This is a genomic window from Micromonospora sp. CNZ285, assembly GCF_004637285.1.
Genome location: NZ_SPQD01000001.1, coordinates 1,846,893 through 1,860,778 on the forward strand (window position 1 = coordinate 1,846,893; position 13,886 = coordinate 1,860,778).

At 76.3% G+C, this 13,886-nt stretch carries 17 protein-coding genes; 9 read left to right on the top strand and 8 right to left on the bottom strand.

Annotation, left to right across the window (positions count from 1 at the left end; genetic code table 11):
* Positions 1 to 7: 7 nt before the first annotated feature.
* On the top strand, positions 8 to 1,429 hold the full coding sequence (locus tag CLT75_RS08535) for a hypothetical protein (protein ID WP_135240293.1): 1,422 nt from the start codon (positions 8 to 10) through the stop codon (positions 1,427 to 1,429).
* Positions 1,430 to 1,477: 48 nt separating this feature from the next.
* Positions 1,478 to 4,219 (top strand): helix-turn-helix transcriptional regulator, encoded by a 2,742-nt coding sequence (locus CLT75_RS08540; RefSeq protein WP_135240294.1) that lies wholly within the window; start codon positions 1,478 to 1,480, stop codon positions 4,217 to 4,219.
* Positions 4,220 to 4,244: 25 nt separating this feature from the next.
* Here CLT75_RS08540 and CLT75_RS08545 read toward each other — a convergent pair whose 3' ends face one another.
* Positions 4,245 to 4,823, bottom strand: coding sequence for a TetR family transcriptional regulator C-terminal domain-containing protein (locus CLT75_RS08545; RefSeq protein ID WP_135240295.1), 579 nt, complete (start codon positions 4,821 to 4,823; stop codon positions 4,245 to 4,247).
* Positions 4,824 to 4,893: 70 nt separating this feature from the next.
* On the opposite strand from CLT75_RS08545, the gene CLT75_RS08550 reads away from it, so the two are divergent.
* Positions 4,894 to 5,439 (top strand): hypothetical protein, encoded by a 546-nt coding sequence (locus tag CLT75_RS08550; protein WP_091327543.1) that lies wholly within the window; start codon positions 4,894 to 4,896, stop codon positions 5,437 to 5,439.
* 40 nt (positions 5,440 to 5,479) lie between these two features.
* Here CLT75_RS08550 and CLT75_RS08555 read toward each other — a convergent pair whose 3' ends face one another.
* Genes CLT75_RS08555 through CLT75_RS08565 form a run of 4 tightly spaced genes read right to left on the bottom strand, consistent with a single transcriptional unit; the run spans position 5,480 to position 7,254 of the window.
* Complete coding sequence (locus CLT75_RS08555) at positions 5,480 to 6,325, bottom strand: SIR2 family NAD-dependent protein deacylase (protein WP_135240296.1); 846 nt, start codon at positions 6,323 to 6,325, stop codon at positions 5,480 to 5,482.
* Entirely contained in the window at positions 6,322 to 6,480 is a 159-nt protein-coding gene (locus CLT75_RS33075; RefSeq protein WP_486485092.1) for a DUF1905 domain-containing protein, read from the bottom strand. The genes CLT75_RS08555 and CLT75_RS33075 overlap by 4 nt, the downstream gene beginning before the upstream one ends.
* Positions 6,477 to 6,608 (bottom strand): DUF1905 domain-containing protein, encoded by a 132-nt coding sequence (locus CLT75_RS33080; RefSeq protein ID WP_486485093.1) that lies wholly within the window; start codon positions 6,606 to 6,608, stop codon positions 6,477 to 6,479. Before CLT75_RS33080 ends, CLT75_RS33075 begins: the two co-directional genes overlap by 4 nt.
* A 4-nt stretch (positions 6,609 to 6,612) precedes the next feature.
* Positions 6,613 to 7,254 (bottom strand): DUF998 domain-containing protein, encoded by a 642-nt coding sequence (locus CLT75_RS08565; RefSeq protein WP_135240297.1) that lies wholly within the window; start codon positions 7,252 to 7,254, stop codon positions 6,613 to 6,615.
* Positions 7,255 to 7,386: 132 nt separating this feature from the next.
* Here CLT75_RS08565 and CLT75_RS08570 point away from each other — a divergent pair, with 132 nt between their 5' ends.
* Both CLT75_RS08570 and CLT75_RS08575 read left to right on the top strand, forming a co-directional pair.
* Positions 7,387 to 8,670, top strand: coding sequence for a histidine kinase (locus CLT75_RS08570; RefSeq protein WP_135240298.1), 1,284 nt, complete (start codon positions 7,387 to 7,389; stop codon positions 8,668 to 8,670).
* Positions 8,658 to 9,317, top strand: coding sequence for a response regulator transcription factor (locus CLT75_RS08575; RefSeq protein WP_135240299.1), 660 nt, complete (start codon positions 8,658 to 8,660; stop codon positions 9,315 to 9,317). Before CLT75_RS08570 ends, CLT75_RS08575 begins: the two co-directional genes overlap by 13 nt.
* Positions 9,318 to 9,324: 7 nt before the next feature.
* Here CLT75_RS08575 and CLT75_RS08580 read toward each other — a convergent pair whose 3' ends face one another.
* Positions 9,325 to 9,747 carry an acyl-CoA thioesterase gene (locus tag CLT75_RS08580; protein ID WP_135240300.1) on the bottom strand — a complete coding sequence of 141 codons (423 nt, stop codon included), beginning with the start codon at positions 9,745 to 9,747 and terminating at the stop codon, positions 9,325 to 9,327.
* A 71-nt stretch (positions 9,748 to 9,818) separates the two neighbouring features.
* Between CLT75_RS08580 and CLT75_RS08585 the strand changes: the two genes are divergently transcribed.
* Positions 9,819 to 10,562, top strand: a complete 744-nt coding sequence (locus CLT75_RS08585; RefSeq protein WP_486485094.1) for an N-acetyltransferase — start codon at positions 9,819 to 9,821, stop codon at positions 10,560 to 10,562.
* A 4-nt stretch (positions 10,563 to 10,566) separates the two neighbouring features.
* Here CLT75_RS08585 and CLT75_RS08590 read toward each other — a convergent pair whose 3' ends face one another.
* Positions 10,567 to 10,872 carry a DUF1330 domain-containing protein gene (locus tag CLT75_RS08590; protein WP_013286485.1) on the bottom strand — a complete coding sequence of 102 codons (306 nt, stop codon included), beginning with the start codon at positions 10,870 to 10,872 and terminating at the stop codon, positions 10,567 to 10,569.
* Between the two features lie 176 nt (positions 10,873 to 11,048).
* On the opposite strand from CLT75_RS08590, the gene CLT75_RS08595 reads away from it, so the two are divergent.
* The 3 genes from CLT75_RS08595 (at position 11,049) to CLT75_RS08605 (ending at position 12,847) form a co-directional block, all read left to right on the top strand.
* A complete protein-coding gene (locus tag CLT75_RS08595) occupies positions 11,049 to 12,011 on the top strand; it encodes a hypothetical protein (RefSeq protein WP_135240302.1) in 963 nt (320 codons plus the stop codon).
* Positions 12,012 to 12,051: 40 nt separating this feature from the next.
* Positions 12,052 to 12,384, top strand: a complete 333-nt coding sequence (locus tag CLT75_RS08600) for a putative quinol monooxygenase (protein WP_135240303.1) — start codon at positions 12,052 to 12,054, stop codon at positions 12,382 to 12,384.
* Positions 12,385 to 12,487: 103 nt separating this feature from the next.
* Entirely contained in the window at positions 12,488 to 12,847 is a 360-nt protein-coding gene (locus CLT75_RS08605; RefSeq protein WP_135240304.1) for a hypothetical protein, read from the top strand.
* A 42-nt stretch (positions 12,848 to 12,889) separates the two neighbouring features.
* Here CLT75_RS08605 and CLT75_RS08610 read toward each other — a convergent pair whose 3' ends face one another.
* Positions 12,890 to 13,735, bottom strand: coding sequence for a trypsin-like serine protease (locus CLT75_RS08610; RefSeq protein WP_135240305.1), 846 nt, complete (start codon positions 13,733 to 13,735; stop codon positions 12,890 to 12,892).
* Positions 13,736 to 13,886: the final 151 nt, after the last annotated feature.

Here is a 13,886-nt window from a genome sequence, read left to right on the forward strand (position 1 = left end):
GCGGCCGGTGCGCGGCCGACGGCTGCTCGCAGCCGGCCTGGTGGTGCTGCTCGCGGCGACCGGATGCGGCGGCCCCACACCGGGTCCGGCCGACGCGGGCGACGGGGAACAGCCCCGGTACGGGCAGGCTCCGATGCCGGGGAAGGACGTCACGCTGCAACCGGACGTGGTGCTCGTCGGCGGAGGCAGCCGGACCGTGCGGTCGGTGAGCCCGGACGGGCTGACCTGGCGGCTCGATCCCGGCGCGCGCGACGCGGACCGGCTCGCGCCCGGCCGGGTCATGTTCCTCACCGGACGCGGCGTGGGAAGGGTGCTCGACCTGGCCGAGTCCGGCGGCGACCTGGTCGTCACGATCGGCCCGGTCACGCTCACCGAGGTGATCCGGGACGGCACGTTCGGCGGCGACGGCGTCACGCTCGACCGCCCGACCGTCTACGTGGCGGGGGAACCGTCGTGGACCCGGGACGTCGCGGCGGCCGGCGGCACGCTGGGCCGGTCGCGTCCGCTCGCCGTCGAGCCCGCGCAGCCGCCACCGGCGCCGGGCGGGCAGGCGGCCGCCGGTGCCCACGGCTACCGGGTGCGGACGTTCTGCTGCGCCGGTGGCGTCGGCACGCACTTCACGTACGACGACGGCGGGCTCCGGCTGGCCGGCACCGTGACGCTGACGGTCGGCCGCCCGGCCGCGTCGTTCCACCTGGCCGTCGGCGCGGGCAAGGTGACCCGGGCCGAGCTGGAGATCGGCGGCGGCTTCGGCATCAAGGTGGACTTCACCGCCGGCATCGACGGCGGGCAGAACCACCGCCGCACGTTCCCGGTCCCGGTCGACATCGCGTTCCCGATCGGGCTGGTCGCCGGCCTGCCGCTGTCGTTCACGGTGAGTCAGACGCTGGAGGTGGCCACCGCGTTCGGCGCCCGCCGGGGCACGTTCCGCGGCGCCGGTGAGTACGCGCTGGCCGGCAAGCTCGGGTTCGGTTACGCGAACGGCCAGGTGGGTTCGCGCGTCACGGAGGGCTTCGCGCGCCGGGTGAGCCTGCTCGACTCGCTCACCGGCGTGCCGGTCGGCGTGATGGGCCTGGTCGTGCGGCACGGCGTGCGGTTCACGATGGGGATCAGCGCGTTCCTGTTCACCGCCGGCATCTGGTTCGAGCTGATCGCCTCGTACGGCGCCACCATCGGTTCCGCGCTCGGCGCGCCGTACGCGCTGTGCCGGGGTGTCGGGCTCGGTGTGCATGCGCGGTTCGGGATCGGCTACCGGATCCTGGAACCGGTCGTCCAGGTGATCAACAAGTTCCTCAGCCTGCTCAGCCCGTCCCGGGCGCCCCGGATACCGCCGATCGTGGCGTCGGGCGGGCCGAGCTGGAGGGCCGCCGTCTACCGCAACCAGGAGGTGATCCCGCCCGTCTCGATATGCGGACAGCTTCCGGGCTAGGCCGCGCCGACGCTGGGTTCGCGGGCGCGGCTGTGCCACCATCCCGCCATGGACGCCGCACTGGTCGGCCGCGACGCGGTCGTCGAGCGGGTGTGGCGTGCCCTGACCTCCGGTACGCCGGTGCTGCTCGACGGTCCCAGCGGCATCGGCAAGACCGCGCTCTGGCGGGCAGTGGTCGCCCGCGCCGGGCGGACCGGCTGGCGGGTGCTGTCCGCCGCGCCCACCGAGGCCGAGACCGCGCTGCCGTACGCGGCTCTGGCCGACGTGCTCCGTCCGCTGGCCGACGCGCTGCCCGGGCTGCCCGCGCCGCAACGGGTGGCCGCCGACATGGTGCTGCTGACCGGTGAGCACGACGGCGCGGTGGACGAGAGGGCGGTGGGCGCGGCCACCCGCACACTGCTCGACGCGGCGGTCACCGACGCCTCCCGGGTCCTGCTCGCGGTCGACGATCCGCAGTGGCTGGACCCGCCGAGCGCCCGGGCGCTGCGGTTCGCGCTGCGCCGGCTGACCCGGTGGCCCGCCGTACTGGCCACCCACCGCACCGGGGACAACCCGCTGGTGCCGGTGCCGCTGGGGCTGGACGACGACCCGACCGGCCGGCATCCGCTGCTGCGCGCCGACGTACCGCCGCTCACCCCGCCCGATCTGCACCGCGTCCTGGCGGCCCGGCTCGGCGGCACGCTCAGCCGTCCGCTCACCGAGCGGCTGGCCCGCGACGCCGACGGCAACCCGCTGCTCGCCATCGAACTGGCCCGGGCGGTGCTGCGGCTGCCCCGCCCGCCCGCGCACGACGAGGACCTGCCCGTACCGTCGTCGCTGCGCCAGCTGCTCGCGGAGACGCTGCGGGCGCTGCCCGGCCCGAGCCGGGACGCGGTGCGGCTGGCCGCGCTGCTGACCGTGCCGACGCTGCGGGACCTGGCGGCGGCGGGTGTGCCGGCCGGGGCGCTGGACGCGGCCGAGGACGCCGGGCTGGTCGTGGTCACCCCGAGCCGGATCGACTTCGCGCACCCCCGGTACGCGGCGGCGATGCGCGAGAGCATCCCGCCGGGGGCCCGGCGGCGGCTGCACGCGCTGCTCGCCGGCGCGGTCGCCGACCCGGACGAGCGGGCCCGGCACCTGTCCCGGTGCACCGTGGCGCCGGACGCCGCCGTCGCCGCCGACCTGGCCGCCGCGGCGGCCCGGCAGCGGATGCGCGGCGCCTCCGCGCTCGCCGCCGACTGGTACGCCCGGGCGGCCGAGCTGACCCCGCCGTCCGCCGCCGCCGACCGGAACCGGCGTCGCCTCGACGCGGTGCAGTGCCGCATCGACGGCGGCGACTACGCGGCGGCCGGGCGGGCCGCCGAGGCGGCGGCCGGGGAGCTGACCGGCGCCGAGCGCGGCGAGGCGCTGCTGTTGCGTGCGCTCGTCGCGTGGTGCGCCGACGACCTGGTCACCGCCGTCCGCGTCGCCGAGCAGGCGCTCGCCGCCGCCGGGCCGGACGGGGATCTGGCCGGGCGGATCCACACCCACCTGACCATGTTCCACGACCAGCCGGAGCCCGCCCGCCGGCACGCGCGGGCCGCGATCGCGCGCCTGTCCGACCGGGACGAGCACCGCCCGCTGCTCACCGCCGCGCTGCTGCTGCTGTTCTTCCACGAGGTACGCGCCGGCGGCCCGGCGCCCACCGACCTGCTGGACCGGGCACTGTCACTGGAGGCGGGCGAGCCGTCCTTCCTGGCCGGTTCGGTGCCGGCGATCTGGTGGAAGTCGGTCGACGACCACGACCGGGCGCGGTCCCGGCTGCACCTGATGCTGGACCTGGCGGTGGCGCGCGGCGACGATCCGCTGCGGCACGAGGTGCTGACCCACCTCGGCGAGACGGAACTGCTGGCGGGGCGCTTCGCCGAGGCCGGTACGCACATCGCCGCCGCCCGTGACCTGGGTGAGCAGCTGGGCACCGGGCTGGTGGGCGAGAGCTGGCTGGCCGGTGTGCTCGACGCGCACCGGGGACGGCTGGCGCGGGCGGGCGCCGCAGCTGCCGGGCTGCGCCGCGACGACGACCTCGGCGACGCGTGGAGCCGGCGACTGCACCACCAGCTCACCGGGCTGGTGGCGCTGGCCTCCGGGGAGTGGGCCACCGCCGCGGCGGCGTACGGCGCGCTCGCGGCCGACCTGGACGGGTCGGGCATCGCCGAACCGCTCGGGCAGCGCTTCGAGCCGGACTGGATCGAGGCGTGCGTGGGCGCCGGTGACCTGGACACCGCGCACGCCGCGCTGGACCGGCTGGCCGGGCGCCACAGCAGGCTGCCGCGCCCGTGGACGACGCTCGGGCTGGCCCGCAGCCGGGTGCTGCTGGCCGGGGCGACCGGGGCGGATCCGGGCGCGGCGCTGGACGCGCTGACGCAGGCCCGGGCCGCGGTGCCGGAGGCGGTGCTGCCGCTGGACCGGGCCCGCTGCCTGCTCGCCGCCGGGCGCGCGTACCGGCGGGTGCGGCGACGGCGGGAGGCGCGGGCGGCGCTGGACGCGGCGGTGGCCGAGTTCGACGCGCTCGGCGCGTCCGCGTTCGCCGACCGGGCGCGGGCGGAACTGGGCCGCATCGGCGCCCGCACCCCGGCCCCGACGGCACTCACCGCGACCGAGGAGCGGGTCGCCCGCCTCGCCGCGCGGGGGCAGACCAATCGGCTCATCGCCGACGCGCTCTACATCAGCCCGAAGACGGTGGAGGCCAACCTGGCCCGGGTCTACCGCAAGCTGGGCATCGCCAGCCGCGCCGAGCTGGGTGCGGCGATGGGCCGGCCGCCCGGCGACTGAGTCGCTCAGGACGCGGCCAGGGCGCTCAGGACGCGACCAGCGCGTCCAGGTGCGCGCCGAGCAGCTCCCGGGCGCGCGCGGGCGGCATCCGATCGGGGTACAGGAGCGCGTGCAGCGCGAGCCCGTCGAGCAGGGCGTGCAGCCGGGCGACCGCCTCGGGGTCGGCGGCCGGTTCCCCGGTGAGCAGCGCGACGGCGAACTCGGCGGCGCGGCGGATGCCGTCGTCCGCGTCGGCCATCCGGGTCTGCGCCGCCGGATCGGTCTGGGCGCGCGCGGCGAGCAGCAGCCACACCTCGGCCTCGCGGACGCGCTGGCGGTCGAGCGGCAGCAGTTGTTCCAGGATCCGCTGGGCGACCTCGCGCGGGCTGCCGGTGCGGTCGTCGGCGGCGATCCGCTCGGCCGCCTCGGCCTGCACGTGCTCCATGGCGAACACCAGCAGCTCGGTCTGGGTGGCGAAGTAGTGCCGCAGCGCGCTCGGTGACCAGCCCGCCTCGGCCGCGATGCTGCGGACGGTGGCGGCGCCGACGCCGTCGCGGTAGACGACCCGCCACATCGCCCGCGCCAGCTCGGCACGGCGCGCGTCGTGGTCGACGATCTTGGGCACGGGCCCCTCCGGAACCTGGTTGACGAGCGCTGTTACGGTTATCGCACAGCGTACTAAAAAGGGAGACCGCATGCTCGTGGCAGTGATCGTCGGATGCGAGGTGGCGTTCTGGGTGGTGCTGCTCGCCGGCCTGATCGCCCGGTACCCGCTGCGACGGCCCCGCCTCGGCGCCGCCCTGCTGATCGCCGTACCGGTGGTCGACCTCGTGCTGCTGGCCGCCACGATGATCGACCTGCGCCGGGGCGCGACGGCCACGTTCGCCCACGGCCTCGCCGCCGCGTACCTCGGGTTCTCGGTGGCGTTCGGGCACAGCATGGTGCGCTGGGCCGACCAGCGGTTCGCACACCGGTTCGCCGGCGGCCCTCCCCCGAGCCGGGCACCCCGGTACGGGATGGCGCGGGCCCGGCACGAGTGGCGGGAGTGGGGCAAGGGCATGATCGGCTGGGCGGTCGCCTGCGCCGTGCTGCTCGCCGGCATCGCCGTGGTGGGCGACAGCGAGCGCACCGCCGAGCTGTGGGCGTGGACCGGGCGGCTCAGCGTGGTGATGGCGGGCTGGCTGGTGTTCTGGCCGGTCGCGTACACCGTCTTCCCGAAGCGGGCGCCGCGCGACGCGTGAGGCCCACCCGCCCGCGACTCCTCGCTCATCGGGGCCGCGGTCAGCCCGCGTCGGCGTCCGGCCAGGCGGCGCGGACCAGCGCGGGCAGCACCTCGCCGGCCGGGCCGCGCAGGTTCACCGCGCAGATCGCGTCCAGCGGTGTCGGCACCGGGTTCACCTGCACCACCGGGGCCCCGAGGCGGGCCGCGACGAGGGGGATCTCGGCGGCCGGGTGGACGAGCGCCGAGGTGCCGACGGTCAGCAGCAGGTCGCAGCCGGACGCCGCCTCGACCGCCGCGTCGAGCGCTGAGGCCGGCAACGCCTCGCCGAACCACACCACCCCGGGACGCACGGGCGCGCCGCAGCCGGCGCAGGCAGGCGGCGTGACGCGCCCGTCCGACGGTTCCGGCATGCCGGCGGGTGCCACCGCGTCGCCGGACGCCACGCCGTCGCCGGGTGCCGCGTCGTCCTCGGGTGCCGTCGCGTCCTCGGGGATCGGCGCGGGCCGGGCGCAGGCCGAGCAGCGGGGCGCGAACAGGCTGCCGTGCAGGCGTACCGGGGCCGGCACGCCGCCGCGCTCGTGCAGGTCGTCGACGTTCTGCGTGATCACCACGGTCTCCGGCAGACGGGCCCGGATCGCGGCCACCGCCCGGTGGCCGGGATTCGGCCGGGCCCGGCGCACCCCGTGCCGGCGTGCCTCGTACCAGCCCCAGACCAGGGCCGGGTCGGCCCGGAACGCGGCGGGGGTCGCCAGCTCCTGCGGGTCGTACCGCTGCCAGAGCCCGGTCTGCGCGTCGCGGAACGTCGGCACGCCGCTCTCGGCCGACATGCCCGCCCCGGTGAAGACCACCGGCCGCCGCGCGGCGGCGAGCAGCCGACCCGCCTCGGCCGGCTCCGGCCCGGTCACACGTCCACCGTCAGCCGCACGTCGACCCGGTCGCCCAGCTCGATCCCCTCGGCCCGGCGCGCCGCGACCCGCAGCGGCACCACGTACCGGCCGTCCTTGGGCCACAGTGACGTCCGCCAGTCGGTGTCACCGATCCGGACCGTCACCGGGATCATGCCCAGCCGTAGGTGACCGACGCCGAGGCGGCCTCGATCGCCGCGCTCTGCTCGTCGGGCACCGTGACGAAGTGGTACGGCGCCGGACCGCGCCAGAACCACACCTCCCCGCTGAACGCCAGCTCCATCCGGTCAGGATAGGGGCCGGGACCGACGCGACGGCAGCAGCCGCAGCCCGGCCACCGTGACCCAGGCGAACAGCGGGAACACGGCGACACGTTCCATGCCGCCCACGCCGATGCCGGCGTCCACCCGGGACAGGAACAGCACGCTGCCGGCCAGCCCGAGCAGGCCCAGGAACGCGCTGACGGGCCGCAGCTCACGCAGCAGCGGCGACCGGCCGAGCGCGGCGGCCAGCAGCGCCGCGTTGCCGAGCGCGAAGACCAGCAGCGCGCCGAGCACGTGCAGGTTCTCGTCCACGTCGGCCGGGTGGAGGCCGGCCAGCACGTACCCGGCCCCGGCGGCCACTGCCGACGCGACGGCGACGGTCGCGGCGCGGCCCGGGCGCAGCGCCCGGTGTGCGAGCAGCGCCCCGAGCGCGAGCAGCAGCCCGGCGCCGACGAACACCGCGTTCATGGCCGGGTGCCACGGCGAGCAGACCGGACGCGGGCGGCTGCTGTCCCACACACCGCAGGTCACGTTGCCGAGGTCGCTGATGTTGTGCTCGGCCCAGCTGAACCGGGGCTGGTCCCAGGCCAGGCCGACGACCACGTTGGCGGCCAGGAACGACACGGCGGCGAGCAGCCAGCAGGCGCCCGCGAGGCGGTTTCTCATCCGCCGAGTGCACCGCCCGAGTGGTCCCGGCGCACGGGGCGTGGCGGGCCGGTTCGAGGTAGGGCCAGGCCTACCCGGAGAGCGGGGTCCAGTCGGCTGGGAAGCACGGTGTGCCCTGGCTAGCGTCGTGCCATGACCGTTGATCACGGGCTGGCCGCCGCGTTGCGCCGCCGCCGCTACCTGCTGTCCGCGTGGCCGTGGCGGGCCCTGGCGTACGCCGTCACGACGCTGCCCCTGGCCGGCGCGGCGGCGCTCGGCGCGGCGGTGGTCGCCGCCCCGCTGCTGCTGGTGGCCGGCGCGCTGCGGCGGGGCCGCCCGGTCGACGCCCGGGCGCTGGCGGTGCTGGCCGTGCTGGCGCTCGCGGTGGTGGCGCTCGCGCCGCTGGCCGGCGCGCCGGTGGCGGCTGTCGAGCGGTGGCGCCTCGGCCTGGTCGACGACCGCCCGGTGACCGCGCCGCGGTGGCGTGGGCTCGCCGCCCGCCTCACCACCGCCGCCGGGTGGCGGGAGGCCGCGTACCTGGCCGTGCTGGGTGTGGCGGTGCCGCTGGCGTACGGAATGGTCGGTCTGCTCGTGCTGCTGGACGCGGTGCTGGTCGCCGGTCCGTGGCTGGCCGGCGGCGAGGACCGGATCGTGCTGCTCTGGGCCACTGTCGACTCCCCGGCCGAGGCGGTGCCGTACGCGCTCGCCGGTCTGCTGGCGGTCCCGGCGCTGGTCTACCTGGCCGGGCTGCTCGTAGCGGTCCAGGCGGCGGTGGCCCGCCTGCTGCTCGACGACGCGCCCGCCGGGACGGCGCTGCGCGAGGTGACCCGGTCCCGGGCCCGCCTGGTGAGCGCGTACGAGGCGGAGCGCCGCCGCATCGAGCGGGACGTGCACGACGGCGTGCAGCCGCGCCTGACCAGCCTCACCCTCCAGCTCGGGCTGGCCCGCCTCGACGTGCCGGACGGCTCCCCGGCGGCGGGGCCGCTCGCGGCCGCGCACGAGCAGGCCAAGGAGCTGATGGTGACGTTGCGCGGGATCGTCCACGGCATCCGCCCGGCGCAGCTCACCGAACTCGGCCTGGCCGCCGCCGTCGGTGACCTGGCCGCCCGGTCGGTCGTCCCGGTCGCCGTGCACGCCGACCTGACCCGCCCGGTGCCGGAGCTGGTGGAGACCACCGCCTGGTACGTGGTCTCGGAGACGCTCGGCAACGTGGCCCGGCACGCGGGCGCCACGCAGGCCGAGGTGCGGCTGATCCGCGACGAACGGCTGCTGGTGGTGGAGGTGCGCGACGACGGCCGGGGCGGCGCCGACCCGGCGCGCGGCACCGGGCTGACCGGGCTCGCGGACCGGGTGGCCGCGGCGGACGGGCGGCTGCTGCTGTCCAGCCCGCCCGGTGGGCCTACCCTCGTGCGGGTGGAGCTGCCGTGCCGTCCGTGACCCGGGTCGTCCTGGCCGAGGACGAGGTCCTGCTCCGGGAGGGCCTGGTGGGCCTGCTGACCCGGTTCGGCTTCGCGGTGGACGCCGCCGTGGGTTCCGCCCCGGAGCTGCTCGACGCGGTCCGCACGCACCGGCCCGACCTGCTGGTGACCGACATCCGGATGCCGCCGCAGCACCGTGACGACGGCCTGCGGGCGGCGGTCGCGCTGCGCGCCGAACGCCCGGACCTGGCCGTGGTGGTGCTCAGCCAGCACGTGCAGAGCGGGTACGCGGCCGCGCTGCTCGACAGCGGCGACGGCAACCGGGTCGGCTACCTGCTCAAGGACCGGGTGGCAGACGTCGCCGAGTTCGCCGCGACGCTGCGCCGGGTGGCGGCCGGCGGCACCGCCGTCGACCCGGACGTGGTGCGGCACCTGCTGCGCCGCCCCCGTGACCCGCTCGGCGCGCTGTCGCCCCGGGAGCGGGAGGTGCTGGGGCTGGTCGCCGAGGGGCACTCCAACGCCGCGATCGCGGCCCGCCTGTACGTCACCGAGGCGGCGGTGGGCAAGCACGTGGGCAGCATCCTGGCCAAGCTCGACCTGCCGCCGGACGAGGACACCAACCGGCGGGTGCTCGCCGTGCTGGCCTGGCTGCGGGCGGCGGGCTGACTGGGCGTTACAGGCTCATCGGCACGGGGTCGGTGGCCAGCGCCCGGAACCGCTCGCGCGGGTCGGGCACGAGCCGCCGTGCGGTGAGGTCGAGCAGCCCGCCGACGCCGCTGACCGAGGCGACGGGGGTGCCGTCGGCACGGGTGAACTCCTGGCCGATCCGGAACGTCTTGCCCTCGCCCCAGTGGAACTCGCAGGTCACGTCGACCTCGTCGCCGCCGCGCAGCTCCCGCAGGTAGCGCACCGTCACCTCCAGCGCGACCGGCCCGACGCCGCCGGCGAGCAGCCGGTCCTGGCCGATGCCGGACGCGCGCAGGCACTCCCAGCGGGCGTGCTCGGCGTACTGGAGGTAGACGGCCTGGTTGAGGTGTCCCTGCGTGTCGAGTTCGTAGCCGCGCACGGTGACGCGTACCCGGAACGGATCTGCCATGCCGGCAGCCTAACCAGCGGCGCCGACAAAACGGCGTGCGGTCCGGGCCGCGCGGCTCTAGCCTGCCCGGCGTGACAGTGGAGATCGTGACCCTGGCGCAGCGGCCCGGCCTGGCGCCGCTGCTGGACACCGACTTCGACGGCGCCTGGCCGCCGTTCATGCTCTGGGATCCGATGGGCGCGCTCTACTACGGCGTCGCGCACGAGCTGTACCCCGAGTTCGTCTTCGCCGCCGTCGACCCGGCCGAGCCGGGCCGGGCCGTCGCCCGCGGGTACGCGGTGCCGCTGCGCTGGACCGACGACGAGCTGCCCGACGGCGGCTGGGACCGGGTGATCCAGCGGGCCACGCTCGGCCGCCTCACCGGGTCCACTCCGAACCTGGTGTCCGCGCTGGAGATCTGCGTGCGCCCGGACCGGCGCGGCGGCGGGGTGTCCGGGCTGATGCTCGCGGCCATGCGCGCGGCGGTGGCCCGCGCGGGCTTCGACACGCTGGTGGCGCCGGTACGCCCGAGCGGCAAGGCCGCCGTCCCGGACGTGCCGATGACCGAGTACGCGGCCCGGCGCCGCCCGGACGGACTGCCGGCCGACCCGTGGCTGCGGGTGCACGTCCGCGCGGGCGGGGTGATCGAGCGGGTCGCGCCCCGGTCGATGACGGTGACCGGCACGCTCGCGGACTGGCGGCGCTGGACCGGGCTGCCGTTCGACACCTCCGGCCCGGTACGGGTGCCGGGCGCGCTGGCACCGGTGCTCGTCGACGCCGACCACGACCACGCCGCGTACGTCGAGCCCAACGTGTGGGTGCGCCACCGGCTCTGACGGCTCAGGCCGGCCAGGCGTGCCCGATCCCGTCGAGCAGCAGCACCACGCCCTCGGTGGCCGCCTCCCGGTCGCGGGAGATCTCCCGGTACTCCGGTGAGGTGGACCAGCGCTCGAAGTCCTCGCGGCTGTCGAACGACAACAGCACCGCCTTCTGGTGCGGCCACTCCCCCTCGACCACGCGGGGGGCGGTGTCGGCGGCGAGCAGCTTCCCGCCGTAGCGGGCCAGCACCGGCGGGAAGGCGGCGGCATACCTGTCGTAGCGCGCCCGGTCGTGGATGGTGAGCTGTGCGAGGGCGTAGACGGTCACCGGCTCAGGCTACCGACCGCCCGAGCGCCGCGGTGTCGTCCGTCAGGTCGGCGCCACCGCCGTCGCGACCCGGCCGACTGTCCGTTGTGCGCTAGCGATTATGCCCCTGACCTGCGGATACTGGTGACAGGCTCGCGCGCGCCCCGCGCCGGGTGGGGGGAAAGAGGTGGGGCACGATGATCGGACAGGAGACCCAGCCGGACGCCATACCCGAGCCGCGGAGCGCGCCGGAGGGCCGGCTGGCCCGGCCCGCCACGCCGGTTCCCGGCGCGGTGTGGCAGGTCCGCGTACGGACCAAACTCGACGACCTGTACCAGCAGCTCTCGGTGCTGTCCCCGCGCGACCCCGAGCGGGCCGAGGCGCTGCGCGCGCAGCTGTCCGGGGTGGAGGTGGTGCTGGGACGCAGCGGCGTGGTCGAGTGGTTGCGCGGCGGCAACCTGGAGTACGCGTGGCAGACGATCCACTCGGTGGAGCGGGCCATGGTGGCGCTGCGCTCCGCGGACGAGCTGACCGGGCTGCTGCCCGCGTACCGCAGCGCGGCGGCGCAGGTGCTGCCGGCCGACGACAAGGTGCTCACCGACCTCGACCCGTCGGCCGGCGCCCCGTCCGAGGCGCTGCTGCGCGCCCGGGTGCAGGCGTTGCTGCTGCGCTACCACTCCGCGTCCGACGAGTTCCACGAGTCGGCCCGCCGGCTGCGCAACCGGATGCTGGGGCTGTCGGTGTTCGCGCTGCTGGCGGAGGTCCTCGTGGTGCTGGTGCAGTGGCTCAGCCACGACGTCCGGCTGCTGGAGGCGCCGACCGACGCCGGTGGCGTACCGGCCTGGCGGCTGCTGTTCTTCGTGCTGATCGCCGGGGCCCTCGGGGCGTTCCTCAGCGCGCTGCCGTCGATGATCACCTCCCGGTCCGGCGGGCTGCCCTACAAGCTGCCGTTCCAGCAGGGGCTGCTCAAGCTCGCCGTCGGCCCGCTGGTCGCCGTGGTCGGCATCATGCTTGTCATCGGCGGCCTGGTGGAGACCAGTGTGAGCAGCACCGCCGCGCTGCTGGGCCTGGCGATCGTGTTCGGCGCGGGGCAGCAGGCGGTCACCGCGTTCGCCGACCGGCGGGCGGCCGAGCTGCTCGGCCCGGCGGCCAAGAGCTGATGCCGCGCGGGCGGCCGCCGGCCCTGGGTAGCCTGATCCCATGATCTTCATTACCGCCAAGTTCCGGGTGCGCCCGTCCGACGCCGACCGCTGGCCGCAGATCGCCGCCGACTTCACCGCCGCGACCCGGGCCGAGCCCGGCTGCCTGTGGTTCGACTGGTCCCGCAGCCTGGACGACCCGACCGAGTACGTGCTGGTCGAGGCGTTCCGGGACGACGAGGCGGGCGCGGCGCACGTGCAGTCGGAGCACTTCCGGACCGCCCAGCGCACGCTGCCGCCGCACCTGACCGAGACGCCCCGGATCGTCAACGTGACGGTGCCGCAGCAGGACTGGTCGCGCCTGGGCGAGATGGCGGTGCCGGGCGACGCCTGAGCTGAAGATTTCCCACGGTTCACCGCGCAGGCATTGAAGCTTGTTTTCACCTCCGGTTACCCTCGGCGGAAAGATCCACCATCCACCGTGGAGGAGCTGAAGCATGCGCAAGCTGATGGCGGCGCTCGGCGCCGGGGCGATGACGGCCGCGGGCCTGCTCGCGGTCGCGACACCGGCCCGGGCCGCGGCCTGCACCCTGGTGCAGTCGGAGATCTACAACGGTGCGAACCTCATCGCCTGGTCGCGCGGCCTGGACGGCTGCGCGGGCGACGTCTACTGGGAGATCCAGTCCGGCGACGGCGGCACCTGGCAGGTCACCGACAGCGGCACCACGCACTACGACGACCAGGTCGTCAGCTACTACGGCGACGTGGACCTGCCCTGCTACCTGCGGGTCTACGCGGCATTCGGGGACCAGGAGCGGCTGACCCGGCCGGTGCGCAACAACAACTGCGCGGGCTGACCACCGGCCGGGGCGCGTCGGGCGCCCCGGCCGCACCGCCGGTCAGGGGATGGTCAGGCCGTACGCGGCGAGGATCTCCAGGATCGGCTGGTAGTAGCTGGTGCCGCCGCTCGTGCAGTTGCCGCTGCCGCCGGACAGGACGCCGATGACGGTGCCGGTCGCCGCCACGTAGAGCGGGCCGCCGCTGTCGCCGGGCTCGGCGCAGATGTTCGTGCGGATGAGCCCGGTGACGCTGCCCTCGGCGTAGTTGACGGTCGCGTTCAGCCCGGTCACGGTCCCGCACCGCACGCCCGTGGTGGCGCCGCTGCGGCAGACTGCCTGCCCGACGTACGCGCTGCCGGCGGCGGTGACGGTGATCTGCCCCGGGTAGGTGTGGATCGCGCTCGGGTGGGCGACGGTGCCGGTGTAGCGGACCACGCCGTAGTCGTTGCCGGGGAAGCTGCTGCCGGTCCGGCTGCCCAGCACCGTGGTGCCGGCGCCGTCGGCGTACCAGGTGGCGGCCAGGCGGGTGCAGTGCCCGGCGGTCACGAAGTACCAGGTGGTGCCGCGGCGCACGTTGGCGCCCAGCGAGCACCGCCCGCCGCCGCCGTAGATCGCCTGGCCGCCGGCGATGAGCGTGCGCAGCCGCCCGGGTTCGTGGCGCAGCACCGCGCCGGCCCGGTCGGCGGTCCGGCGTACCGCTGCCAGCTCGCTGCCGCGTACCGTGTCGTCGGCGGTGACGGTCAGCCGGCCGGTGGCCGGGTCGTGCCCCCAGGCGGTGCCGGGCGTGCGGAGCCCGGCCAGCGCGGCGGGTTCGGGCGGCGGCGCGGCGACGCCGGCCCGGGCGACCGCCGGGGTGCCGGCCAGCAGGGCGGCGAGGACGAGTACGACGAGCGCGGGTCGGCGCATCCTCGCGACCTCCTCCATCGTCTACGGTCGATTAGTCAAGCATCGGCCCGGTGGCCCGATCCACTCAACCGGCAGAACCGGCGGTTCCCGAAACTTCCGGAGCCGCGGCGGGCGGTACGCGCGCGCCCGCAGGCCGTGCCCGCCCGCGGAT

Bases quoted from the DNA above. Each gene is read 5' to 3' on its own strand.
- CLT75_RS08540 (WP_135240294.1), top strand. From the start codon at position 1,478: ATGGACGCCGCACTGGTCGGCCGCGACGCGGTCGTCGAGCGGGTGTGG.
- CLT75_RS08550 (WP_091327543.1), top strand. From the start codon at position 4,894: ATGCTCGTGGCAGTGATCGTCGGATGCGAGGTGGCGTTCTGGGTGGTG.
- CLT75_RS33075 (WP_486485092.1), bottom strand. From the start codon at position 6,480: ATGATCCCGGTGACGGTCCGGATCGGTGACACCGACTGGCGGACGTCA.
- CLT75_RS33080 (WP_486485093.1), bottom strand. From the start codon at position 6,608: ATGGAGCTGGCGTTCAGCGGGGAGGTGTGGTTCTGGCGCGGTCCGGCG.
- CLT75_RS08565 (WP_135240297.1), bottom strand. From the start codon at position 7,254: ATGAGAAACCGCCTCGCGGGCGCCTGCTGGCTGCTCGCCGCCGTGTCG.
- CLT75_RS08570 (WP_135240298.1), top strand. From the start codon at position 7,387: ATGACCGTTGATCACGGGCTGGCCGCCGCGTTGCGCCGCCGCCGCTAC.
- CLT75_RS08580 (WP_135240300.1), bottom strand. From the start codon at position 9,747: ATGGCAGATCCGTTCCGGGTACGCGTCACCGTGCGCGGCTACGAACTC.
- CLT75_RS08595 (WP_135240302.1), top strand. From the start codon at position 11,049: ATGATCGGACAGGAGACCCAGCCGGACGCCATACCCGAGCCGCGGAGC.
- CLT75_RS08600 (WP_135240303.1), top strand. From the start codon at position 12,052: ATGATCTTCATTACCGCCAAGTTCCGGGTGCGCCCGTCCGACGCCGAC.
- CLT75_RS08605 (WP_135240304.1), top strand. From the start codon at position 12,488: ATGCGCAAGCTGATGGCGGCGCTCGGCGCCGGGGCGATGACGGCCGCG.
- CLT75_RS08610 (WP_135240305.1), bottom strand. From the start codon at position 13,735: ATGCGCCGACCCGCGCTCGTCGTACTCGTCCTCGCCGCCCTGCTGGCC.